Origin of the sequence: Jiangella muralis (genome assembly GCF_001270745.1) — a bacterium.
Lineage (GTDB): Bacteria > Actinomycetota > Actinomycetes > Jiangellales > Jiangellaceae > Jiangella > Jiangella muralis.
This window is the reverse complement of sequence record NZ_KQ434752.1, coordinates 363,752-385,828: the sequence shown is the minus strand read 5'-3', so window position 1 is coordinate 385,828 and position 22,077 is coordinate 363,752. Positions and strand designations below refer to the sequence as shown.

At 69.6% G+C, this 22,077-nt stretch carries 17 protein-coding genes and 1 pseudogene; 13 read left to right on the top strand and 5 right to left on the bottom strand.

Annotated elements, in window-relative coordinates:
• Positions 1–165: 165 nt before the first annotated feature.
• The gene (locus ACW62_RS04710) at positions 166–831 is read right to left on the bottom strand and encodes an RraA family protein (RefSeq protein ID WP_053202916.1); all 666 of its coding nucleotides are present in this window, start codon (positions 829–831) and stop codon (positions 166–168) included.
• Positions 832–917: 86 nt separating this feature from the next.
• On the opposite strand from ACW62_RS04710, the gene ACW62_RS04705 reads away from it, so the two are divergent.
• The 3 genes from ACW62_RS04705 (at position 918) to ACW62_RS04695 (ending at position 5,254) form a co-directional block, all read left to right on the top strand.
• Positions 918–1,673 carry a FadR/GntR family transcriptional regulator gene (locus ACW62_RS04705; protein WP_053202915.1) on the top strand — a complete coding sequence of 252 codons (756 nt, stop codon included), beginning with the start codon at positions 918–920 and terminating at the stop codon, positions 1,671–1,673.
• A gap of 847 nt (positions 1,674–2,520) precedes the next feature.
• On the top strand, positions 2,521–3,489 hold the full coding sequence (locus ACW62_RS04700) for an aldose 1-epimerase (protein WP_053202914.1): 969 nt from the start codon (positions 2,521–2,523) through the stop codon (positions 3,487–3,489).
• 106 nt (positions 3,490–3,595) lie between these two features.
• Positions 3,596–5,254: a glycoside hydrolase family protein gene (locus tag ACW62_RS04695; protein WP_157574383.1), complete on the top strand. Its 1,659-nt coding sequence runs from the start codon at positions 3,596–3,598 to the stop codon at positions 5,252–5,254.
• Between the two features lie 103 nt (positions 5,255–5,357).
• Here ACW62_RS04695 and ACW62_RS04690 read toward each other — a convergent pair whose 3' ends face one another.
• From ACW62_RS04690 to ACW62_RS04675, 4 genes are read right to left on the bottom strand one after another with little or no spacing between them, the layout of a single operon-like run.
• Positions 5,358–6,608, bottom strand: coding sequence for an amidohydrolase/deacetylase family metallohydrolase (locus tag ACW62_RS04690; protein WP_205629137.1), 1,251 nt, complete (start codon positions 6,606–6,608; stop codon positions 5,358–5,360).
• Between the two features lie 42 nt (positions 6,609–6,650).
• Positions 6,651–7,898 carry an alanine racemase gene (locus tag ACW62_RS04685; protein ID WP_053202912.1) on the bottom strand — a complete coding sequence of 416 codons (1,248 nt, stop codon included), beginning with the start codon at positions 7,896–7,898 and terminating at the stop codon, positions 6,651–6,653.
• 50 nt (positions 7,899–7,948) lie between these two features.
• Positions 7,949–8,749 carry a glucose 1-dehydrogenase gene (locus tag ACW62_RS04680; protein ID WP_083459209.1) on the bottom strand — a complete coding sequence of 267 codons (801 nt, stop codon included), beginning with the start codon at positions 8,747–8,749 and terminating at the stop codon, positions 7,949–7,951.
• 30 nt (positions 8,750–8,779) lie between these two features.
• Positions 8,780–9,904, bottom strand: a complete 1,125-nt coding sequence (locus ACW62_RS04675; protein WP_083459207.1) for a LacI family DNA-binding transcriptional regulator — start codon at positions 9,902–9,904, stop codon at positions 8,780–8,782.
• Positions 9,905–10,174: 270 nt separating this feature from the next.
• On the opposite strand from ACW62_RS04675, the gene ACW62_RS04670 reads away from it, so the two are divergent.
• The 10 genes and pseudogenes from ACW62_RS04670 (at position 10,175) to ACW62_RS35670 (ending at position 22,072) form a co-directional block, all read left to right on the top strand.
• Positions 10,175–11,566: an extracellular solute-binding protein gene (locus ACW62_RS04670; protein WP_169791991.1), complete on the top strand. Its 1,392-nt coding sequence runs from the start codon at positions 10,175–10,177 to the stop codon at positions 11,564–11,566.
• Between the two features lie 171 nt (positions 11,567–11,737).
• Positions 11,738–12,559: a carbohydrate ABC transporter permease gene (locus ACW62_RS04665; RefSeq protein WP_053202909.1), complete on the top strand. Its 822-nt coding sequence runs from the start codon at positions 11,738–11,740 to the stop codon at positions 12,557–12,559.
• Positions 12,556–13,443: a carbohydrate ABC transporter permease gene (locus ACW62_RS04660; protein ID WP_053202908.1), complete on the top strand. Its 888-nt coding sequence runs from the start codon at positions 12,556–12,558 to the stop codon at positions 13,441–13,443. Before ACW62_RS04665 ends, ACW62_RS04660 begins: the two co-directional genes overlap by 4 nt.
• A gap of 9 nt (positions 13,444–13,452) precedes the next feature.
• On the top strand, positions 13,453–15,747 hold the full coding sequence (locus tag ACW62_RS04655) for a hypothetical protein (RefSeq protein ID WP_157574381.1): 2,295 nt from the start codon (positions 13,453–13,455) through the stop codon (positions 15,745–15,747).
• Positions 15,748–15,857: 110 nt separating this feature from the next.
• Positions 15,858–17,006, top strand: a complete 1,149-nt coding sequence (locus ACW62_RS04650; protein ID WP_053202906.1) for an enolase C-terminal domain-like protein — start codon at positions 15,858–15,860, stop codon at positions 17,004–17,006.
• Positions 17,003–18,253 carry a Gfo/Idh/MocA family protein gene (locus ACW62_RS04645; RefSeq protein ID WP_053202905.1) on the top strand — a complete coding sequence of 417 codons (1,251 nt, stop codon included), beginning with the start codon at positions 17,003–17,005 and terminating at the stop codon, positions 18,251–18,253. Before ACW62_RS04650 ends, ACW62_RS04645 begins: the two co-directional genes overlap by 4 nt.
• Positions 18,243–19,019: an SDR family NAD(P)-dependent oxidoreductase gene (locus ACW62_RS04640; RefSeq protein WP_053202904.1), complete on the top strand. Its 777-nt coding sequence runs from the start codon at positions 18,243–18,245 to the stop codon at positions 19,017–19,019. The genes ACW62_RS04645 and ACW62_RS04640 overlap by 11 nt, the downstream gene beginning before the upstream one ends.
• A pseudogene (locus ACW62_RS36455) lies at positions 19,016–19,705 on the top strand (Gfo/Idh/MocA family protein); the annotation flags it as partial. The gene ACW62_RS04640 and the pseudogene ACW62_RS36455, both read left to right, overlap by 4 nt.
• A gap of 202 nt (positions 19,706–19,907) precedes the next feature.
• A complete protein-coding gene (locus ACW62_RS35675) occupies positions 19,908–20,477 on the top strand; it encodes a Gfo/Idh/MocA family oxidoreductase (protein ID WP_053202903.1) in 570 nt (189 codons plus the stop codon).
• Positions 20,411–22,072, top strand: a complete 1,662-nt coding sequence (locus ACW62_RS35670) for a glycoside hydrolase family protein (RefSeq protein WP_240477232.1) — start codon at positions 20,411–20,413, stop codon at positions 22,070–22,072. Before ACW62_RS35675 ends, ACW62_RS35670 begins: the two co-directional genes overlap by 67 nt.
• The last annotated feature ends 5 nt before the right edge of the window (positions 22,073–22,077 follow it).

Genomic DNA, 22,077 nt, shown 5'->3' with positions numbered 1-22,077 from the left:
GTTGACGTCCCCGGGGCTCGCCGATTCGGCCGAGGGGCACATGGCGGTCGCCCGGTCCAGCGCGGTGGGTCGCGCAAGAGGGCACTCGATGTCGCCGGCCACTCGGGTGACTGCCGCGATTCTGTCCGTCTGTTCGTGTCCTCCCGGTTGGCCCGCGCCCGCCGTTCAGAGCACGCGGTACGTGGCGAACGCCTCGACCACCGACATTCCGTCCTCGATCGCTTTGCGCACGACGTTCTCTGTGCTCGCCTTCTCCAGCGCGCGCTCGATCACCTCGGCCTCGACGTCGGCGGGGACGACCACGACGCCGTCGACATCGCCGACGACGAGGTCGCCGGGCGCGATCCACACGCCGCCGATCTCGATCGGCACGCGGTAGTCGATCACCTTGAGGCGGACCGACGAGTCCTGCGCGTACGCGCCGCGGCTGAACACGGGCCAGCGCTGGTCCAGCACCTTTGTCGTGTCGCGGTGATATCCGTCGACGACGGCACCGGCCGCGCCCCGGGTGCGGGCGGCCACCGTGAGCAGCTCGCCCCAGTAGGCGCACCTCACGGTGCCGCCGCAACTCAGATACACCTCGTCCCGTTCGAGTCCGTCCAGCGCCTCCGCGAGCAGGCCGAACGGTTCGCGCTGCGGTCCGTGGACGTCGGCGTTCAGGACGGGCATCGCGCGGCCGGCGAGCTCCATGCCACGCTCCAGCGGGCGCACGCCGGCAGGCAACACCTGGTGAGTGCGGCCCAGCGAGTCCAGGACGTCGCCGACGACCGAGGCGTTGAGGCGGGTCCGCACCAAAGACAGGATGTCGACGCCTGAACCCGTGGCTTCCATGACGTCTCCGTTTCTAGACCCATTTGTAGGATGAATGGGATCGTAGGATGAATGTTGCGATATCGTCAAAGGTGGAGGTAGTCGCCTTGACCGAACGGCTCAGCAAGTCCGTCGCGGACGACCTGCTCGCCCGGATCGCCCGTGGTGAGTACGGCCCCGGCGACACCCTGCCCTCGGAGCAGCAACTCGGCGCGACGTATGGCGTCGGGCGCAACACGGTCCGGGAGGCCATGCAGACGCTGCGGGTCCTCGGGATCGTGGAGGTGCGGCCGCGTCTGGGGGCGCGCGTCATCGACACCGGGGCGCCGAACGCGCTCGCGACGGCCGCGATCTCGCACCTCTTGCGCGGCGAGACCGCCGACCACCTCTACGACGTCCGGCTGATCCTGGAGCCGGCGGCCGCGGCGAGAGCGGCCACGAACCGCACGGACGACGACCTGCTGGCCATCAAGCGGGCGCTGGGCCATTTCAAGGTCGCGTTCGAGCTCGGCGAGAACATCTGGGAGGCCGACATCGAGTTCCACGAGGCCGTCGCCCAGGCCAGCGCCAACCCGGTCCTCGCCCGCCTGCTCGCGCCGATGTCCATGCTCCTGGGCGGCGCCAGAAAGGCCACCGGCATGGTGCCCGAGGCGGCGGAGCAGGCCCTGCACCAGCACGCCGAGATCGCCGCCGCCATCGAGGACCGCTCGGCCGGGCGCGCCCGGAGCGCCATGGAGAAGCACATCCGCTCAGCCATCTGGGCGCTCGGAGCGGCCAGGGAACACCACCAGCTCGCCAGCGACCAACCCGGGGATGAGCCCGGTCACCATGGCCATCGAGGCCTGGCACCCTCACCGCGGTAATGCCGCGAACCCTCCACCCGAGTGTCATGGGGAGCGAGATCCCATTCAGGTCGACCGGCGGGGCGGGCTGCATGGCTTTCGCTGATGAAGCCGGGGCATGGGCTGGATGCTCAGCGATCCGCTGCGCGTGCTGAGCGGGTGCGCTGCGACGCGAGAACGGTCCGCTTCTACGAGTACTGCTTATTCGAATCAGCACGGCCGCCAAGCTCCCGCTGCGGCGGTGTCTGGAGCGGCCAGTGCGACCCCGTGAGCGGGCGGCGCCCACTGGGGCGAGGCAGGACGCGGTGGGTATATGACCAGCTCAGTCCGCATTCCTGGTCGCCTGCGGCGAACAGGGTGCGGCGATTGAGCCGATCCGTGACAACGTCCAGATCGGCTCGCAGCGGCGGCCCCTCAAGGTGGGCGTTGACAAATGCTTATACGGATGATCTGATGGCCTGACGGTCCACCGTGGTCTGGCTCGCTTGGTGGGTCTTGCGGTCGAACGCTCAGTCCGGAGTCGCCGAGCTGACGAACTCAGTGTCGGTGATCCATGTGGGTTTCCTGGTTGTGTCCGTTGTCGGGCTGGATCTGTTCAGGAAGGGGTTCGAGCGTTCGGCTGGCCGACCACCCGTCGGATTCGCCGTCGCAAGGGTCCTGATAGTGCGGCTGCCGACGACGCGGCCGCGGCGTCCATGGAAGGCGGCGCCTGGTCGAGCAGCCCGCGAGCGAGAGTGCGGCGCCGACACGACGCGGGCGCTAGCTGTGGACGTAGCAGGGCCGACGTGATGGTCAGCGGCCCGGCTGCAGCTCATCCCTGGCACAGACATCGTCCTAAGTGGCGAGATGAGGCGTGTGAGGAGCAGCGATGGCCAACTCGGACCGGGAGCCGATCGTGCTCTCGAGCACACAGATCGCGGTGACCATCGACCCGGAACGAGGGGCGGACATCGTCTCGGTGGTGGACGTCGCGACCGAGGTGGACGTGATGTTCCGCGCACCTTGGAACGCTCCGGGAGCAGGCGTGGCGGCAGTCGACTCCGAAGCCAGATGGCTGGCGGGTTACCGAGGCGGTTGGCAGGTGCTGTGTCCCAACGCCGGGTCGGAGCGGCAGGCCCATGACACCACCTGGGGCTTTCACGGTGAGGCTGCCCTGGTGCCCTGGCGGGTTCGTGAGCGCAGCGAGTCCCGTGTGCGGCTGGACGTCGAACTCTTCACGGCGCCGCTGCTGCTGGCCCGCGAGGTGGCGGTCGAGGGCCGCCGGCTGCACCTGACCGAGACCTTGACGAACCTCTCCACGGTCGAGCTCGAGGTGATGTGGGTGCATCACCCTGCATTCGGACCGCCACTCGTCGGACCCGGGTGCGTGATCCGGAGCGGGGCCAGGACGCTCATCTCCGACGAGCGACTACCCGGCACCGTCCTGCCGGCGGACCGGATCCTCGCGTGGCCTCCGGAGGTGCCGATCGACACGATCGAGTCCGCCGATCCGGCACGTGAGGTGAACGGTTGTCTCACGGACTTCGACGAGGGCTGGTTCAGCCTGTTCAACGGCCAGGTCGGGCTCGGTGTCGAAGTCCGCTGGGACGCGGAGACCTTCCCGCATGCGTGGATCTGGCAGGAGCTACACGCCACGAGCGGCTTTCCCTGGTACCGCCGCGCCGATGTCATCGCCATCGAGCCGGGCACGACGATTCCGGGCTCAGGCCGCATCTCGAACCGGCCGCGAGGCCGCGGAATCCAGCTGCGGGCTGGGGAGAGACGAGAGATCCGCCTGGTCCTCAGCCTGTTCGACGACGAACGGGACCCACGACGGCCCGGCCCGGCGACGGTCTGACCGGCGGCTCACCGATGCCGTGAGCCGGCGCGGGCCGGACCGAAACGCGCTTTCTGACGGCTTCAACGATCGCTCACCTTCACCTGCGAACGAAAGGGGCACGACCATGGCAGACGAGACGAGGGCAGGGGTACCTCGGCGCACCCTGCTGCGCTACGGGACGGCGGCCGCGACCGCGCCGTTCCTCGCGGCGGGCGCGGCTAATGTGGCAGTCGCCGATGACCGGCCACGGCCGCGCACCGTCCGGGTATCGGACTTCGGTTACGACCCGGCGGACTCGACCGCCTTCCTGCAGGCGGCACTGGACTCCGGCGCGAAGGTCGTCATCGTCGACAAGGTGTCCGGCGACTGGACGACCGGCCCGCTGTTCGTCCGCGCCAACAACATCGAGGTGCGGTTCGAACGAGGTGTCGTGCTCCGGGCGAAGCCCGGCGCGTTCCCGAACGTCGACGATGCGCTGGTGACGGTCGAAAACCGGAAGGGCGTCAAACTCATCGGCTATGGCGCGACGTTCGTCATGAACAAGCCGGAGTACACCACGGGCGAGTGGCGCATGACGGTGAACCTACTGAGTGTTCGGGATTTCCTCATCGAGGGCCTGCTGCTCAAGGACAGCGGCGGTGACGGCATCTACGTTGGCGTATCGCCCCTTCCCGGTGCGCGGAACCGCTGCGAGGATGTGACGGTTCGAAACGTCGTATGCGACAACCATCGGCGCAACGCCATGAGCGTGATCTCCGTCGACGGGTTGCTCGTCGAGGGCTCCGCATTCCTCAACAGCAACGGCACGTCGCCAGAGGGCGGCGTCGACCTGGAACCGAACTACTGGAACCAGCAGCTGACCGGGATCGTGTTCAGGGACTGCGTGTTCGCCGGCTGTGACCAGAACAACTTCGTGTTCGTACCCGTCACGTTGACCTCCGACTCGATCCCGGTGGACGTGCGCCTGGAGAACTGCTTCCTCGGACCGACCGCCGGCGACAACGCGATCCTGGCTGTCAACGTCGCCGGCACGAACGACCCCGGCGGCGAGCTCATCTTCGACGACTGCCTCTTCACCACCGGCCCGGCGTCCGGGACCATCGGCATCTGGAATCACCCGGCCGACGGCACCAGCATCGAGTTCGACCAGACCGTCTGGTGGAGCTGGGACACGACTTCGCCCTACTTCACCTACCCGTTCTACTTCCGGAACACGCCTGACGCGGCGGGCGCCGACCCGGCGCCGGAGTACGGCGGCGTCAGCTGGCGCGACAGCGTCCTCATCACCAACCTCAACCGGCCCTTCCTCGGAGTGGTCGAACTACCGGGAAGCCAGGGCCTGGCCGACCTCAACGGCGACCTGACGGTGGTCAATGCCTATGGCGCGACGCAGGACCTCGGCGTCAACCCGCATGACCTGGACCTCGACGTCCGCGCCCTCACGACACATCCGGCGACAGAGGTCAGCGTGTCGACGCGGTCCCGGTCCAACTCCGGCCGGGGCGGCAGCACCCACCGGGTCCGGTTCAGCCGCGTGACGGACGACCTGTCCATGACCCTCGCGGTCGCGTTCGAGATGTCCGGCACGGCACGGAACCGAGACGACTACGACGGCCTGTCGGGGCACGTGATCATCCCGGCCGGGTCGAGGTCGGTCGACCTCCCGATCCGGACCCGGCGCTCGGACGACGCCGGCACGCGAACAGCCGTGTTCCGCCTCAAGGAGAGCCCTGCGTACACCATCGGCGAGGACGCCGAGGTGAGCATCGCGATCCGTCAGTAGCGAGCCGACGCTGCCGTGACCATGCGCGGCAGCGCTCGACACGTCGGGGGCCGGCCGCCGCGTCAGCGCGGCGACCGGCCCCCGAGCCGCGTCCGGGCATGGGTCACGGGCGTGGAATCTGGTTCCTGACGTGGGACGGGTGCACCAGGCTTCTGGTCAGCAGGGCCCGTGCGGCGGCGTCCAGCTCGCCGAGTGCCCGCTCTTGCTCGCTGGACAGCGGGAGCGTCGCGGGCGGGGGATCGGGCCAGCACGGCGGGAGGAGCCGGCCGGCGCGGTAGGTGGACTCGTTGTAGAGCCGTTGCGTCGACGGCCGGACCTCTCCGTACACGTCGCCGAGCGGTTCTGGCGTGGTCTCGACCCGGAACAGCGCGAGGTCGGCCGGCTTGCCCACCTCGATCGTTCCTCCCGGGATTCCCAACGCTCGTGCGGGCGCGACGGTGGCGGCGGTCACGACGTCGACGAGGTCCATCCCGATCGCCAGTAGCTTGCTCATCACCGTCGGGAGGTCGAAGACCGGCCCGTGGATCGAGAGCTGGTGCAGGTCACTCGAGATGACCTGGGGGACGAGCCCTTGGGAGAGGTACCCCTCGGCCGCCGAGAACAGGAAACCGCCGGCGCCGTGGCCGATGTCGAACACGACGCCGTTCTCGTAGGCGCGGCGGATGGCCGTCGTGAGCACGGGATCGGAACCGAAGCCCTGGACTGCGGGGCCGGCGCAGTGCGTCACAATGTCTCCGGGACGGAGCTTGTCGAGTGTCTCCGCGACCGGTATCGACCCGGCCCCGATGTGCACCATGACCGGCAGCCCAGTGGCCCGTCCTGCGGTCAGTGCCCGGTCCAGGGGGAGAAGATGGTTCGTGCCGACGGTTGACGGGTCGATCCGTACCTTGACGCCGCGAACGAGAGACGGGTGCCTGCTGACGGCCTCGGCGAACGCGTCGACGTCGAGGTTGGCCAGGTCCGCGGATTCGCCGGTCCTTCCGACGAGGCCCTGGGCGGCGATGTGAAGCAACGCATGGATCGTGAGATCGTGGCCCGCTGTCTGAGCCGCGAGGTTGTCGATGGTGTGCGCCCCGGCACTTCCGGCGTCGACCCAGGTCGTGACGCCGGAACGCCAGGCGATCCTCGTCGGGTCGATCCCCCAGAACGAGCCGCCTCGATAGATGTGAGTGTGCAGGTCGATCAGCCCTGGCGTGACGTAGAGCCCTTGAGCTGACCGGGTGGCTCGTGCCTCGTGGCCGGCGAGATCACCGATGGCACAGATGAGCCCGCCGGATACGGCGACGTCGCTGCGGCGGAGAGCCCGCTGGACGGGGTCGACGACGACGCCGTCGCGGATGATGAGGTCGTACACGGTTGTCCTCGCAGAGAAGTCGGGTCCAAGTCTCGGGGACGTTCAGAACATGGTTCGGGCGAGTCCCACGAGCATGGGGTCGAGGGCTTGGGAGTCGGCGACCACGGGCAGGGCCGGCCACTTGTCGAACGCCGTGCAGGGGTGCGAGATGCCGAATCCGATGGTGTCGCCGATGCGGAGCGACGAGGCCGGGGGAACCCGCAGGTAGCCGTGCTGGTCGTTGACCTCGATGAGTGCGGCGCCGGCCAGTGCGTCGAGCGATTGCTCTCTCGAGCTTCCCAGCAGCCGGATGGGCCTGGGCAGACCGGCGTCGAACGGAACGTCGCGGCGTCCCGCATCGATCAGTACGAGATCGTCCTGCGGTCGTGAGATGACTCGCGCCCAGACGTGCAGCGCCGGGCGGAACGACTGCGGGCCGTTCTTGAGCGGAGAGATCTCGGCGTAGACACCGTCGTCGTGGGTGAGGTAGCAGCCGGACCGCAACAGGATGCGCGCGCGATCCGAGATCGGGGTGAGACCGTCCAGCACCAGGTCGAAGTAGGCGCTGCCGCCCGCTGTCACGATGGGATCGGACAGCAGCTCGCGTCGCTCCAACTCGTCGAAGGTGTCGACGACGTCCGAGCACAACGTCTCCACCAGGTGGCGGCGCTGAGGCTCCGTGCCGGCGTGCATGGAGCCTTCCCAGAACGCGATGCCCCCAAGGGTCAGGTTGTCGCTCGCGGCGACGGCCTCGGCCACGGCAATCGCCTCGTCGAGCGTGCGCGCGCCGGTTCGCCCGGCCGGAACCCCGCGCTCGACCAGGACCGGAAGCGGTCGACCCGATGAAGGGAAGCGGGCGGCCATCAAGGCAACGGCATCCACGTGATCGGCCCACGCGACGACGTCGACCTCTGGGTCCGTCGTCAGCGCTGCCGCCACCTCGGCGAGCACGCCGTCGTCGAGGATCGGTCCCACCTGCATGATCTTGCGCACGCGGGCGTCGAGAGCGACCCGGAGCTGCCAGCCGGTGGCGACGGTGATGCCCCAGGCTCCGGCGTCGATCTGCCGGCGCCAGAGGTCGGGAGACATCGTGGTCTTGCCGTGTGGGGCCAAGCCGACTCGGTGTTGCCGGACGTAGCTGCTCATGACGCCGAGGTTGTGCTCGAGTGCGCCTGCGTCCAGGGTCGCAACGGGCGTCGGCAGCTCGGAGAGCGCTGTGCCGGCCCGGACCAGTGCGGAGACGCTTCGACCACGCTGTGCCGTACCGAAGCACTTGTCCTTGACGGTGATCGGGACATCGTCGGCCGGCAACCAGTCCCGGGATGGGACGCGCCGACTCGCGGGCGGCGGTGCAGGTGTGCTCATCGCGACGCGCCAGACGGGGCGTGGTGGGACTCGGCGGTGATCTCCCGCATCATCCGGGCGTTGCCCGCCATCAGACCGCCGTCGACGAGCAACGAGGTGCCGGTGATCCAGCCGGCGTCATCGGAGGCGAGGAACAGCACGGCGGCCGCGATGTCGTCGGGCGTTCCGACCCGGCCCAGCGGATACCAGGGCGCGGCGCGCTCGAAGACCTGCGGATCGCGCTCCAGGCGCGACTGCCAGATCGGCGTCTGGACCGTGCCGGGCACCACCGCGTTGCATCGGATGCCGTGCTGCCCGTACTGGACGGCGATGGAACGGGTCAGGCTGAGCATGCCGGCCTTGGCCGCGCTGTAGGCGTCGTTGCCGAGTGCCGCGAGTGCGTTGACCGAGGAGACGTTGACGATGGCGCCGCGCCCGGCCGCGACCATGCGCGGCAGCACCGTCCTGGTCAGGACGGCCGGGGCGGTGAGATTGACGGCCACATCGCGGTCCCAGCTCTCCGACGACAACTCGTCGAAGGTCCCGTCGGTGGCGGCCCCGGCGTTGTTCACCAGGATCTCGACCGGCCCGACCGCGTCGTCCAGGCGCGCCACGGTCGCCTCGACGGCGCTGCGGTCGGTCACGTCCAGGACTGCCGGCACCGCACGGGGCAGCGACGATGCCAACGCCGTCGTGCGCTCTTCGTCGAGGTCGGCGATGACCACGACGGCGCCTTCGCCGGCCATCCGCCGCGCGATGGCGGCGCCGATCCCGGAGGCTCCGCCGGTGACGATGGCGATCCTGTCCAGGAACCTCATGGGTTGCTCCTGATGTGTTCGGGCGAGCGGTCAGAGGGGGACGTAGCCGTAGCTGGTGACGCTGGGCCGGCACTTGAGCAGCAGCTGGCGGGGACCGGACTGCCGTCCTTCGACGATGTCGATGAGCAACTTGCCGGCCCGCCAGCCGATCTCCTCGCGTTGCTCGACGAGGAAGCCGCAATACCAGCTGTCGAACTCACCGGCGAGCGGCGATGCCAGCACGGCGACGGCGAGGTCGGTGCGCAGCCGTCGTCCGACCGTGGTCGCGGAGGTGACGGCGCGGTGCGCGAGGTCGTGTTCCTCGGCGACGATGGTCCAGCCGCTGGTGGGGATGGTGCTCGTCAGCCAGTCGGCGGTCACCTCCTCGCGTCCGACGAAACACATGTCGGTCGAGGTCAGGCCGGCCTTCTCGACGCCGATGCGGAAGCCCTCGCGCCGGTCGCGGCGGCCTTCGTCCACGCTGTCGGCGCCGAGATAGAGGAGCTTGCGGTGGCCCGTCTCCGCGAGCTCGACGATCAGGCGGGCTGTCCCGTCGACGTAGTCGGACCCGACCGAGGGGATGTCGATCCCTTCCATCTGCCGCCGCCCGATGTGCACGAACGGATAGCCCTCGCCCACGAGACGAGCGAGATCGTTCTCGCTGGAGTGGCCGCCGACGATGATCGACCCGTCGGCGACGCCCAGCCGGTTCTCGTCGTTGCCCAGGTAAGGGCTCGGCACCGGGCCGCGCCTGGTCGAGGTGAAGAGGACGAGGTCGAATCCGGACTGCTCGGCCGCCGAGTGGATGCCGACCAGGTACTCGTAGCTGTAGTGCTGGAAGCCGATGGGAAAGATGTCCCCGTAGCTGTGCACGCCGAGGAGCCCGCTGCTTTGTCCCTGCAGGCGGCGGGCGGCGGTGTTCGCCCGGTACCCGACCGCGGCGGCGATCTCCAGGACCCGTTGCCGCGTCTCGTCCGGAATGCGGTCCTGGCCTCTGCCCGTGAGGATGAGCGACACCGCAGGCTGCGACACGCCGGCCATCCGGGCGATGTCGCGCTGACGGGGCCGCTTGTAGCTGCCGGATGTTGCTGCCTCCTGGCCGGTGCTGCTCATGCGGATCACTCTAGCCGAACCGGGCACGCCCGGCGGTAGTGCCGGCAGGAGAGTCCAGCTCATCAGCCGTCTGGGCTGCGGTCTCGGGTTGGCTCAGCATCGGGTGACACAGAGTCGCGGCGGATGAATGCTTGACAACTGCTTATACGGATGAGCTAATAGGCGAACCCGCTCGGCCGCACGGTGAACCCGGTGCGTTGCCGGGGGCGGCGCACTCAAGTGATGTGTCCTCTTTCATGCCCCGTGGTCGCCGGTTTCGCGACTCTCGAAGGGAAGGTCAACGTGACACAGCCTGGTTCTCTCGCTGCCCGGTCGTTCAGCCGGCGATCGATCTTGCGTGGTGTCGCCGGGGTCGCGGTGGGTGGCGGCCTCGCGACGTATCTCGCGTCCTGCAGCCGTGGATTGGATTCGCCGGGCTCGGCGCCGTCGGGTGGGACCGGCAGGGCCTCGGCGACGTCGTGGAGCGGGACGAGCTCGACGCAGCCCGGCGACCTGGCCGCCCAGGCGGCGGCGCTCGAGCTGTTCCGGTCGCGGTTCCCCGACATCGACATCGAGCTGTCCACCTCGCCCGGCGGCACCGAGACGCTCAAGCTGCTGCCTGCCAAGCTGGCCGGCGGACAGCTAGAGACGCACTTTGCCGTGCCGCTGGCCAGCGCGTACATCCCGATCGGCCAGCGACAGACGGCCGACATCACGTCGGTCCTGAAGGAGTGGCCGCATGCCGAGGAGCTGAACCCGTCGGGCATCGAGTCGACCAGCGTCGACGGCCGGAACTTCGCGTTCGTGGACTTCACGAACACCCACGGTCTGCTCTACAACCGGCGGCTCTTCCGCGAGGCGGGCCTCGACCCGGACGCGCCGCCCACGACCTGGGACGCGTTCCGGGAGGCGGCCGCGGCCATCACGAGCCTCGGCGACGGCGTGTTCGGTTTCGCCATCGAAGGCGGCCTGGTTGCCGGCTGGCGGCACGTCGAGTGGCTCTACACCACCGGCGCCCGAGTGGAGACACAGGCGGACGACGGCACCTGGACGTGTGACCTCACGACGCCGGAAGGGCGGGCGACGGCTCAGCTGTGGCACGACATGCGTCACCGGGACCAGACCATGTCCGCCAAGCTGTACCAGTACGGCGACCTGTTCCAGGACCTTGTCATCGGCCGGATCGGCATGATGATCGGCGGGTTGGGCGATCTCGTGCCGCTGGTCGGCCCCAACTCGCAGCTCGGCGTGCCGGTGGAGGACATCGGGTTCGGGATCTTGCCGCAGAACGGCGGGAACGCGACCTACACCAATTCGACCGCTGAGCTGTTCAACCCGACAGCGGAGGCCGACAGCGTCGCGGCGGCGTTCGCGTACATCTCCTTCGTCAACATGGATCCCGATGCGATCGAGGTCAAGCTCAAGGCGCAGGCCGACAACGCAGCGACGATCAACCCCTTGGACACCTCGGCACTGGCGCTCCGACCGGACTCCGCGCTGCGCAGGGAGATCGAGGCCGTGGTCCGGAAGCACTCCACGGCGCCGGCGGAGATCTATCAGCCGTTCGTGGACGGCATGAACGGCATCGAGCTGGTCGACGAGCCTCCGGTGCAGTCGCAGCAGGTGTACACGCTGCTGGGAACTGCCACGGAGGCCATCCTCACCAACGCCGGCGCGGACATCGACGCCGAGATGGAGAAGGTCGCCGACCAGATCACCACTCAGCTGCTGGCCGGCGTGAGCTGAGACGTCCGGCCGATGAGAGAGGACGCTGCGGTCATCATGCCACCCGCCGACAGCCCTGCCACGCTGTCAGGGAGAGAGCGAGAGGCGACTGCGCCGGCGGCGCCGGGGCGGCGGGGGAGGCGCCGGGCCTCGGCTCGGCGCCGCCTGGTCGCGCTGGCCTATCTGGCGCCGATGCTGGTGACGATGGCCGTGTTCGTCTATTACCCGCTGGTGCAGGGGTTCAGCTACGCGTTCCAGAAGGTCAACCTGCTCGATCCGCCGGTCGCGGTCGGCCTGGAGAACTTCCGCAGGGTGCTGGCCGACCCCGCCTTCTGGCCCGCATGGCAGAACGTCGGGCTGTACACGGTGCTGATCCTGTTCTTCGCCAACCTCCTCCCGCTGGTCATCTCGCTGGCCATCCACGAGCTCAGGTGGGGCCGGTCGTTCTTCCAGCTGGCCGCCTGCCTTCCGATGATGATGCCGCCGGTCGTGACCGCCCTGCTCTTCGATTGGATCTTCGACCCGGGCGCCGGGCTGCTCAACTCACTGCTGTCGACGTTCGGGATCGGCCCGCAGCCGTTCCTCCAGTCGCCGTCCCAGTCGCTTCCGTCGGTCGCGGCGATCGCCATCTGGGGGAGCTGGGGGCTCGCGGCGTTGGTGTACCTCGCCGCGCTCCAGCAGATTCCGCCGGAGCTGTACGAAGCCACCGAGATCGACGGCGCCGGAATCGTCCGGCGGATCCGGCACGTCACCCTGCCGCAGGTCCGGGGGCAGATCCTCATCTTGCTGCTGCTCGGCATCATCTCGGCCTCGCAGATCTTCACCCAGCCCTACGTGCTGACCGGGGGCGGCCCCGCCGATTCCACAGTCAGCGTCGTGCAGCTGGTCTATCGGTATGCCTTCGAGTACGGCGACCTGGGTGGCGCGAGCGCGCTGAGCTTGATGTTCCTGGTCGTCCTGGCCTGCATCTCGGCCGGCTACATGGCCGTGACGAATCGGATGGCGAGAATATGACGGCGCACGAGACATCCGCGCGCGGGGTGATCGGTGACGCGGCGAGGCGCACCGGACGGGGCCGCCTCGTGCTGGCCGCGCTGCTGGTGCTGCTGCTGGTCATGGCGGCGCTGAGCTTCTTCCCGTTCTACTGGCTGCTCGCGTCGTCGGCGAAGACTCCGCTGGAGATCGTGCAGTCCCCCCCGTCCTGGTGGCCGGCGGACTTCAGCCTGGCGTCGTACAGCCAGGCCTGGAGCTCGCTCGACTTCGCCCTGTACTTCGGCAACTCGGTGGTCATCTCCGCCGGCGTCCTGCTGCTCCGGCTGTCGATCTGCCTGCTGGCCGCGTACTCCCTGTCGAGGCTCCGGCCGCCACTGGCCGGTGTCCTCATGTTCCTGATCACGGTCATCATCATGGTGCCGCCCATCACGTACTTCGTTCCCCAGTACGTGAACATCACCGATGTGCCGTTCCTCGGGATCTCGCTGGTCAACACGTGGTGGGCGATCTGGCTGCCGGGGATCACCGCGCCGGTCGTGATCCTCCTGTTCAAGCAGTTCTTCGACCAGCTGCCGGGTGAGCTGTTCGAGGCCGCGGCCATCGATGGGGCCGGCTCGTTGCGGACCCTGTTCCGCGTCGTCATGCCGTTGTCCCGTCCGGTGCTCGCGGTCACCGCGATCTACACGTTCATCGGTGTCTGGCAGGACTTCCTGTGGCCGCTGCTCACCTTGCCCGACGATCAGCTCTGGCCGTTGGAGGTGGCGATCTTCCGGCTGCGGGGTGGTTCGGTCCCGTTGAACATCCAGATGGCCGGCATGGTCATCGCGACGATTCCCATGGTCGCGGTCTTCCTGATCTTCCAGCGGCAGATCGTGCGCGGGATCGTGCTGTCCGAGGGCAAGTAGGAGTCGACGATGGCTGCCCAAGTAGACAACCAGCATCAGGGCCTGGTGCAACTCGTCGAGGGCATGACGCTGACCAGGATCTCCGAACCGGAAGAGGCGGGCATCTGGACGACCTCGCTCCCGTGGCCCAGGCACGCCACAGTGCCGGTGACGATGGATGGCTGCGCGACCGACGTCACCGAGCTGGGCAGGTGGGCGGGCGGCGGGTTCCCCCGCCGGCTGCTGCTCGCCGCCGACGCCGGCAGCGCCCCGGCTCCCGGACGGGTCCGGCTCGGGACCGGCGGCGGCGGGACGGCCGGGCCCGCGGCTCGTCCGACGGCGACCATGGAGCTCATTCGGCGCAGTGCCGACGCGGGCTTCTACTGGGAGGAGCACGCGCTGCGCATCGCCTGCGGCGACGTGTCCGTGGCGCTGGCCCTCGGCCTGCGTGACGACGACGGGGAAGTCGTCTGGTGGCAGGCTTGCCGGTTGCTGTCGTCGGCGATCGACGAGGCCGGGTGCCTGACGCTCGAGATGGGTGGCGTCATACCGCGACGGCGCACCTCGCTCGCCGAGCAGCGCCGTTACGTGGGCTACAGCAACCCCGGCCTGCACGCGCACCGCTGGCTGAACGGACGGCTCTTCGTCCGGGTGCACGCCAACGGCGTGTGCGAGGTCTTCTGCCACCACATCAACAGCCGGTTCGTCGACGACGGCGCGGACCTCGAGGGCATCGTCCCGGTCATCGGCCTGACGGCGTCGGGCTGGGTGCCGGGCGGCCCGCTGCCGGCGACGTGGACCGGCCGGGAAACGGCCCGGCTGCGCCTCGGTGACGTCCGGTTCGATCTGACCGCCGCCGCCGGGCTCGCCACGGACTCGGCGCCGGGGCTCTGGACCAGCGCTGACGGTATGGCCGTCTGGCAGCCGTACGCCGGAGCGGAGGTCTTCGGCGGCGAGTGCCCGGAGCAGCGGCTCGGCGACCCGTTCATCCTTCGCGCGGCGGCCCGGCGGTTCCCGAAGGGGCTCGCCCGTACGGTGCGCTTCTCGATGAGCCTGTCCGATCGCTCACCGGTCGTGGCCCGCTTCCTCGCGCCGGACTGGTGGTACGGCCTGTGCGAGGAACTGGTCGCGGAGCCGGTCCTTCCGGTCACCGGTCCCTGGGACGAGGCCGTGGACCGGGCCGCCGGCTGGATCCGGACGTACCGCCATCGCGGGGGGTTCGAGGACGGCGCCGTCCCACGCCGGCAGGACCTCGCCTGGACGCAGCCGGACGGGGTGGTGCGCTACGAGCCCGGATGGGAGGGCGAGGTGCCGTATGCGCAGTTCCTGCACGCCTGGCGGGCCGGCGACGCGGACGCCTACGACGACGCGATGCGCTCGGCCTACCACTTCGCCGACGTCGCGGTCGATCACGCATCGAAGCTCGTGCGGATGCACGGCTACCCGCCCGACGCGGTGTCGTTGCCGATGACCCGGCTCCAGGGCGCGCTGGCCGCGTACCTCGAGACCGGCGATCCCTACCTGGCCGACGCGGCGATGGCCGTCACCGCCAACGCGTTCTGGCTGCACAAGAACTCCTGGCCGCGCCTCGCGGTCGGCCGGGACGCCAGTTTCGTCCGCACCGCCGTGCTGATCTACCGCTACTTCGGCGAGGCCACGTACCTGGGCATGGCGCGCGAGGGCATCGCCGCGGTGATGGCCTGCCAGCAGCCGGACGGGAGCTTCACCGACCAGGGCGGTGGCGCCGGCATCCACCAGTTCGCCAGCTACGTCACCAAACCGTGGATGGGGCTGCTGGCGCTGGGCGGGGTGCTGGACTACCTGGAGCTCTTCCCGGACGAGAACGACGACATGTGGCGGACGGTGCTGCGGTTCGCCGACTGGCTGATGGCCGAGAGATGGGAGCACGGCGGAGCCGTCACCTGGTCGTATCAGCACGAGTACAACGGAACGAGGAGCTACTTCGACATCTTCGACGATCAGACGATCAGCCTCCCCACCGACGACCAATGGCATCACGACACTCTCGCCCGGCTGCTGGGACTCGCGTCGATGAGGACGGGAGACCCTCGGTACGTCGAGGCATGGCTGGACAGCGCCGCCGCGGTCGCGTCGCGACCCATCGAGCTCGACCAGGAGGCGGCCGCCACGCTCCAGTTCGTGCCCTGGCTGCGGGACAAACTCTGGCGTGCTCACTGGACGCCCTCCGGTGTCCGGTTCGCGCCCTTCCATGACCTCTCGCGGCTGCCGGACGCGGCCGCCGCGATGACGCCGTCGGGCCCGGTTCCGTTCGCGGCGCCGACGGCCGACCTTCAGACGCCCTAGCGCACGGCCGCCTTCGACGGCCGCACCTGACTCGGCGGCATTCGCCTGCCCAGAATCGCGGGCCCGCCGGTTCCATGCCCTTGACCCACTCCGTGACTTGAGGAAGCGCTGTGAAAATCATCGACATCGACGTGGCCGTCGTTCGGGAGAACGACACGCCATACGACAACGCCCAGCAGTGCGCGATCGTCGCCGTGACCGCGGAGGACGGGACCGTCGGGTACGGAGAGGCCAACGCCAACCCGGATGCCGTGAAGGCGCTGCTGGAGTCGGTGCGCGGGCTGACGGACAACTGGGACGACGCGCCCCGTGCCGTCCTCGCGGACATCGACGCCACGGACCCCCGGGCCGCGTGGACCAGGCTGAAGGCACAGAGCTTCTGGTCGTGCCGGGCCGGGCTGGGGCATGTGGCGCTGGCCGGTCTGGATCTGGCGCTGTGGGACCTCGCGGGGAAGATCGAGGGGGTGCCGACTTGGCAGTTGCTGGGGCCGGCGGTCAACCCGACGCCGCGGTCCTACGTCACGCTCTACTTCGGCCCGTCGGAACCGCGGCGCACCTGGGAGCGGTTCAGGGACGGGATCGACCGGGCCGTCGGCCTCGGTCACACCGCGGTGAAGATCGAGCCGTTGCCGGACAACGCGCCGGAGCCGGCGGACGTCATCGCTCTCATGGAACGGTCGCGAGCGCACCTCGGCGACGACTACACGCTGCTGGCCGACGTCGGCTACCGGTGGCGGTCGATCGACGACGCGCTGCCGGTCGCCCGTGAGATCGACGCCTTCGGGCTGTTCGCCCTCGAAGCGCCCTTCCAGCCGCACCAGATCGAGGACTACCGACGGCTGCACGATCTGATCGAGACGCCGATCGTCACCGGTGACATGCTCACGGCCGCCGTCGAGTACCAGCCGCTGTTGGACGCGGGGGTCGTCAGCCACGTGCAGGGGGGAGCGGCCCGCACCGGCATCAGCGAGATGTCGGTGCTGTCGGACAATGCCGCGCGGGCCGGCGCCGGCCTGATCCCCTGGAGCTGGCTGGCGACGAAGTTCGCTCTGGCCGGGAACATCGCGGTGGCGGTGACGAACACCAACGTGCCGCTGGTGGAGTTCCGGCCCGACTCGCACTATCCGGACTCGCTGCTCGCCCGGACGCTGGCCGGCCCGGAGCCGGCCGTGACGCACGGGAGTTTCGACACGCCGACCGGCATCGGCCTGGGCGTCGACCTCGATCCGGCGGCCTTCGAGAGGTTCCGGGTCGCATGAGCGGCATCTCGGGGACGAACGCCTGGCGGCCGAGGGTCGCCCTCGTGGGCCTGGCCGGCTACGGCGCGACGCACGTCCGCACCGCACGGGAGCTGCAGGCGGCGGGCGTCCTGGAGATCGTCGCCGGCGCCGACCTCGACCCCGACGCGTCCCGGGAGCTTCCGGAACAGGCCGAGTTCTCGACCGACTACCGGGCGATGCTCGGCTCGACCCGGCCGGATGTCACCGTCATCGCCACCCCGCCGCACACGCACGCGGAGATCGCCGCGGTCGCCGCCCGGGCCGGCAGCGACATCCTGCTGGAGAAGCCGCCACTGGTGTCGCGCGCGGAACACGACGAGCTGGCCCGCATCCTGGACCGGACCGGAATCGCCTGCCAGGTCGGCTTCCAGACCCTGGTCTCGCCCGCGATGCGAGAGCTGCTGCGGCTCTGTGCCGCGGGGGGCATCGGCCGCCTGACGGAGGTGACGGCCACCGGCGGATGGGTGCGGACCAGCGGGTACTACGACCGCGCCGCGTGGGCGGGTCATCGCGTCCTCGGCGGGCGGGTGGTGGCCGACGGGGTCGCCACCAACCCGTTCGCGCACGTCGTCATGAACGTGCTGGAGATCGTCGCTGCCGCACGGCCGGGCGCGGAACCCCGCTGGCTCGAGGCGGAGACCTACCGTTGCGCCGACATCGACACCGACGACACCGCCTGTATCCGGCTGGGCTTCGACGATGACGTCACCGCGGTCATCGCGCTGACCCTGCGCGCGGACACCGCCAGCCAGCCGCGGATCACCGTTCGCGGCAGCCTGGCTGACGTCACGTACACCGTCGGCAGCCCTATCGAGATCCGCGCGCACGCCGCCGACACGGACCCCGTCGCGACGCCTGCCGTCCTGGTGGAGGAGGCAGGCGCGGCGCAGGGCCTGCTCGAGAACCTCGTCGAGCATCGCAGGTCCAGCGGCCGGGTGCCGCTGCTGGTTCCGCTCGCCCGGACGGCGGCGTTCACCGCGTTCCTGGAGTCGATGATGACGACGGCGGTGCACCGCGTGCCCGCGTCATGGCTGCGGACCATGCCGGTTGCGCCGGGCCGGGACCGTCGTACGCACGACGGCGTCCGCGTGGTCCTGCGCGGGGTCAGCGAGGCGATCGCCGAGTCGGGAGCCTCCGGGTCGTTGTTCTCGGAACTCGGCCTGCCCTGGGCGCAGCCGCCGACCCGCGTCGACATCGCAGCGGCGGAGGTGACGGATGTCTACTGAGCGCCCGTCCGCCGTCGTCACCGGCTCGGCCGCGGGAATCGGCCGGGCGGTCTGCGAACACCTGCTCGCCGCCGGCTGGATCGTCGTCGGCGTGGATGTCGACGCCTCGGCTGGGGCGTCGCTGGAACGGGCAGCCGGGGGTGGCTACGTCGCCGTCACCGGCAGCATCGCCGACTGGGCGACGCATGAACATGCGGCCGGCCTGGCCGCCGGGGCCGGCCGTCTACGGGGCTGGGTGAACAACGCCGGCGTCGACGTCGTGGGGGCGGCCCACGAGGTGAGCGCACGCGACATCGAGGACGGCCTGCGGGTCAATCAGCTCGGTTCGATGTTCGGCATGGCCGTCGCGGTGCGCCGCCTGCTGGCCGCCGGCGGCGGATCGATCGTGAACGTCAGCTCGGTGCAGGCGGTCGCGGCCTTCCCGGGGTACTTCGCCTACCAGGCGGCCAAGGCGGCCGTCCTGATGGCGTCGCGCGGCATCGCCGTCGACTACGCCCGGCGTGGCATCCGGTGCAACGCCGTGCTGCCCGGGCCGATCGAGACGCCGATGACCTACTCGACCCTGCCGGCCGAGCTGCCGCGCGACGTCGCGCTGGCACGTGAGGGCGACCAGACGCCGATGGGCCGGGTCGGCCAGCCGGCCGAGGTGGCGGACCTGGTCGGCTTCCTGCTCTCGCCGCGCGCCTCGTACATCACCGGAGCCGCGATCCCGGTCGATGGAGGCATGACGGCGCGGGTCCATCCGTACGAGGAGAAGGACTCGTGACCCGGCGCGGCAAGGCGCGGTACCTGCTGTGCGGGCTGTCGAACCGGGGCCTCGCGGGCTATGCGCTGCCGCTGTCGGGTGTCGAGGCGGCGCAGGGGAGCGCGCATCCCGCGGACCGGGCCGTCTGTGACGCGGCCGAGATAGTCGGCGTGGTCGACCCGGACCGGCAGCGCGTCGCGCACTTCAACGAGAAGTTCCGGGCCGGCGCCACGAAGCTCCCGGCGTTCCACCCGGACGAATTCGACGAGCAGCTGGAGCGGCTGCGCCCGGACGGCGTGATCGTCGCCTCGCCTGATCACACCCACGTCGACTACATCCTCGCCACGCTCCAGCACGGGATCGACGTCATCGCGGAGAAGCCGATGGTGACGACCGCCGCGGACGCCATCCGCGTCGTCGACGCCGAAGCCCGGTCGGCCGGCACGGTGCGGGTCGCGCACAACTTCCGTTACCTCGCCGCCCACCGGGCGATCAAACGCGAGATCCTGGCCGGCGCCATCGGACGCCCGATCCGGGTGATGTTCGACTACCACCTCGACATCCGGCACGGAGCGAGCTTCTTCCTGCGCTGGAACAGCCGCCGGGCCAGGTCCGGCGGTCTGCCCGTGCACAAGAGCGTGCACCACCTCGACCTGGTCACCTGGTGGCTCGGGCAGGCGCCGACCTCGGTGTTCGCTCTCGGCGACCGCGCCTACTACGGGCCCGGCAGCCCGCATCGCCCCCGCGACCGCGAGGGGAACCCGCTGATCGGCGCCGCCCTGCAGCGGGCCCGACCCCTATCACCAGGCCCAGCTCGGCAGCGGGGCATTCCCGGACCTCGGCGCTCTGCGACGCGACCTCCTCGGCCTGCCGTATCACCACCAGTACCCGGCGGCGAGCACGAGCACGGTGTACGACGACGACATCGACGTCGAGGACATCTACAGCGCGCTCATCTCCTTCGCCGGCGAGGCGCACCTGAGCTACCTGATCAACTTCTCGTCGACCTGGGAAGGCTTCCGCTGTGTGATCGCCGGTACCCACGGCGAGATCGAGACCGCCGAGGGCGCCTCGATCACCGGCGGCACTCTGCCCGGATCCGGGGAGGTGCACGTCCGGCCCCTCTTCGGCCCGGCGCGAACGGTGACTCCGCCGATCGCCGCGGGCGGGCACGGTGGCGCGGACCCACTGCTGCGGGCCGACCTGTTCCTCGGTCCGAGCCGGGAGAGCACCGAGCTCGGGCTGCTGGCCACCTCGCGCGACGGCGCGACCGCGGTGGCGGCCGGCGAGGCGATCGGGCGGTCGGTCCGAGAACACCGGCCGATGCCGATCGCCCTGTTCTCGAACGGTACGCGGGGGAGATCGACGTTGTCGCACCACCCTCTCAGCACCTCGCCGAACAAGGAGGAATCATGTCCGACGACCACCGAGACGAATCGTCCGACGACTGTGGGAACACCATCTCCAGGAGGCAGTTGATCGGCTACGGCGCGGCCCTGGCGGGCCCGCTCGTCGTTGGCCTGCCGGCGGTGGCCGCCGCCAAGCGGCTCACCGTCGTCAAGGCGTCGGACTTCGGCTACAGCGCCACCGACTCCACCACGTACCTCCAGGCCGCGCTGGACTCCGGCGCCGACACCGTCGTGATCGACAAGGTCCCGGCCGGTCCCTGGATCAGCGGGCCGCTCTTCGTCAACGCGAACAACGTGCAGATCATCCTCGAGCGCGGGGTCGTGCTGCAGGCCAAGGTCGGCGGTTTCCCCGGCCTGGACGACTCGATGATCTCGATCAACAACAAGACCGGCGTGAGCATCGTGGGCTACGGCGCCTCGATCGTGATGAACAAGCCCGAATACACGACGGGTGAATGGCGGATGGCGCTGATGCTGCTGAGCGTCACCAACTTCACGATCGAAGGGCTCTCGCTCTACAGCAGCGGTGGCGACGGGATCTACGTCGGCGTCTCGTCCGATCTCTCGGCGGCTGACTACTGCCAGAACGTCACCATCCGGAACGTCGTGTGCGACGACCACCGCCGCAACGCGATCAGCGTCATCTCGGTCGACGGACTGCTGATCGAGGGCTCGGTGTTCTCCAACACCGCGGGCACGTCACCGCAGGCAGGGATCGACTTCGAGCCGAATCTTCCCACCGAGCGCCTCACCGGCATCCAGATCAAGAAGTCGATCTTCACCGGCAACGTCGCGCCCGGTTTCCAGGTCGTGCCGGTCAATCTGACGAGCACGTCGACGCCGATCTCGATCACGGTGACGGACACCTTGATCGCCCGTAGTACGTCCGATCACGCGATCGTCACCTTCAACATCCCCGGAACCACCGACCCCGGCGGCTCGATCGACTTCGTCGACTGCCTGGTCGTCGTCGGCCCGATGTCGGGCACGTTGGCGGTCTGGAACAAGTCGGCGTTCGGCACCGATCTGACCTTCGACCGCACGATCTGGTGGAGCGCCGGGACCAGCTCGCCCTACTACGGGTCGCCGATGTATCTGCGGAACCAGCTCATCGGTGGCGTGGACCCGGCTCCGGAGTACGGCGGCGTGACCTGGGCAAACAACGTCGTGCACATGGACTATCCGCACGTCATCCCGGGCGCGGTCGAGCTGCCCGGCACGCTCGGGGCGACCGGGCTCGACGGCACACTCACCGTCTTCAACCCCTACGGCGTGGTGTCCGACCTGGGCAGCAACCCGCACGGCAACACCCTCGTCGTCGACGGGCGCACCTCGACGCCGGCCAGCACGGTCGAGGTGTCGACGGTCACCGGCACCATTCCCGGCGGCGGCAGCCACAACGTCGTCTTCACCAGATCGTCGGCGGACCTGAGCCTGCCGTGCGCGGTGGAGTACGAGCTGACCGGCACCGCCCGGCCGCGCGACGACTACCACGGGATGTCGGGACACGTCATCATCCCGGCCGGATCGGCGACGGCGACCCTGAACGTCCAGACCCGGGTATCCGACGACCCCGGCACGCGGTCGATCGTCCTCACCGTCAAGGTCGGCCAGGGGTACACGGTCGGCGCCAACGACCAAGCCAACTTCTCGGTGAGCCAGTAGGAGAA

Coding starts and splice junctions, on each gene's coding strand:
- ACW62_RS04645 (WP_053202905.1), top strand. CDS start 17,003: ATGAGCGGCATCTCGGGGACGAACGCCTGGCGGCCGAGGGTCGCCCTC.
- ACW62_RS04660 (WP_053202908.1), top strand. CDS start 12,556: ATGACGGCGCACGAGACATCCGCGCGCGGGGTGATCGGTGACGCGGCG.
- ACW62_RS04655 (WP_157574381.1), top strand. CDS start 13,453: ATGGCTGCCCAAGTAGACAACCAGCATCAGGGCCTGGTGCAACTCGTC.
- ACW62_RS04665 (WP_053202909.1), top strand. CDS start 11,738: ATGCTGGTGACGATGGCCGTGTTCGTCTATTACCCGCTGGTGCAGGGG.
- ACW62_RS04675 (WP_083459207.1), bottom strand. CDS start 9,904: ATGAGCTGGACTCTCCTGCCGGCACTACCGCCGGGCGTGCCCGGTTCG.
- ACW62_RS04710 (WP_053202916.1), bottom strand. CDS start 831: ATGGAAGCCACGGGTTCAGGCGTCGACATCCTGTCTTTGGTGCGGACC.
- ACW62_RS04680 (WP_083459209.1), bottom strand. CDS start 8,749: ATGAGGTTCCTGGACAGGATCGCCATCGTCACCGGCGGAGCCTCCGGG.
- ACW62_RS35670 (WP_240477232.1), top strand. CDS start 20,411: ATGTCCGACGACCACCGAGACGAATCGTCCGACGACTGTGGGAACACC.
- ACW62_RS04695 (WP_157574383.1), top strand. CDS start 3,596: ATGGCAGACGAGACGAGGGCAGGGGTACCTCGGCGCACCCTGCTGCGC.
- ACW62_RS04640 (WP_053202904.1), top strand. CDS start 18,243: ATGTCTACTGAGCGCCCGTCCGCCGTCGTCACCGGCTCGGCCGCGGGA.
- ACW62_RS04700 (WP_053202914.1), top strand. CDS start 2,521: ATGGCCAACTCGGACCGGGAGCCGATCGTGCTCTCGAGCACACAGATC.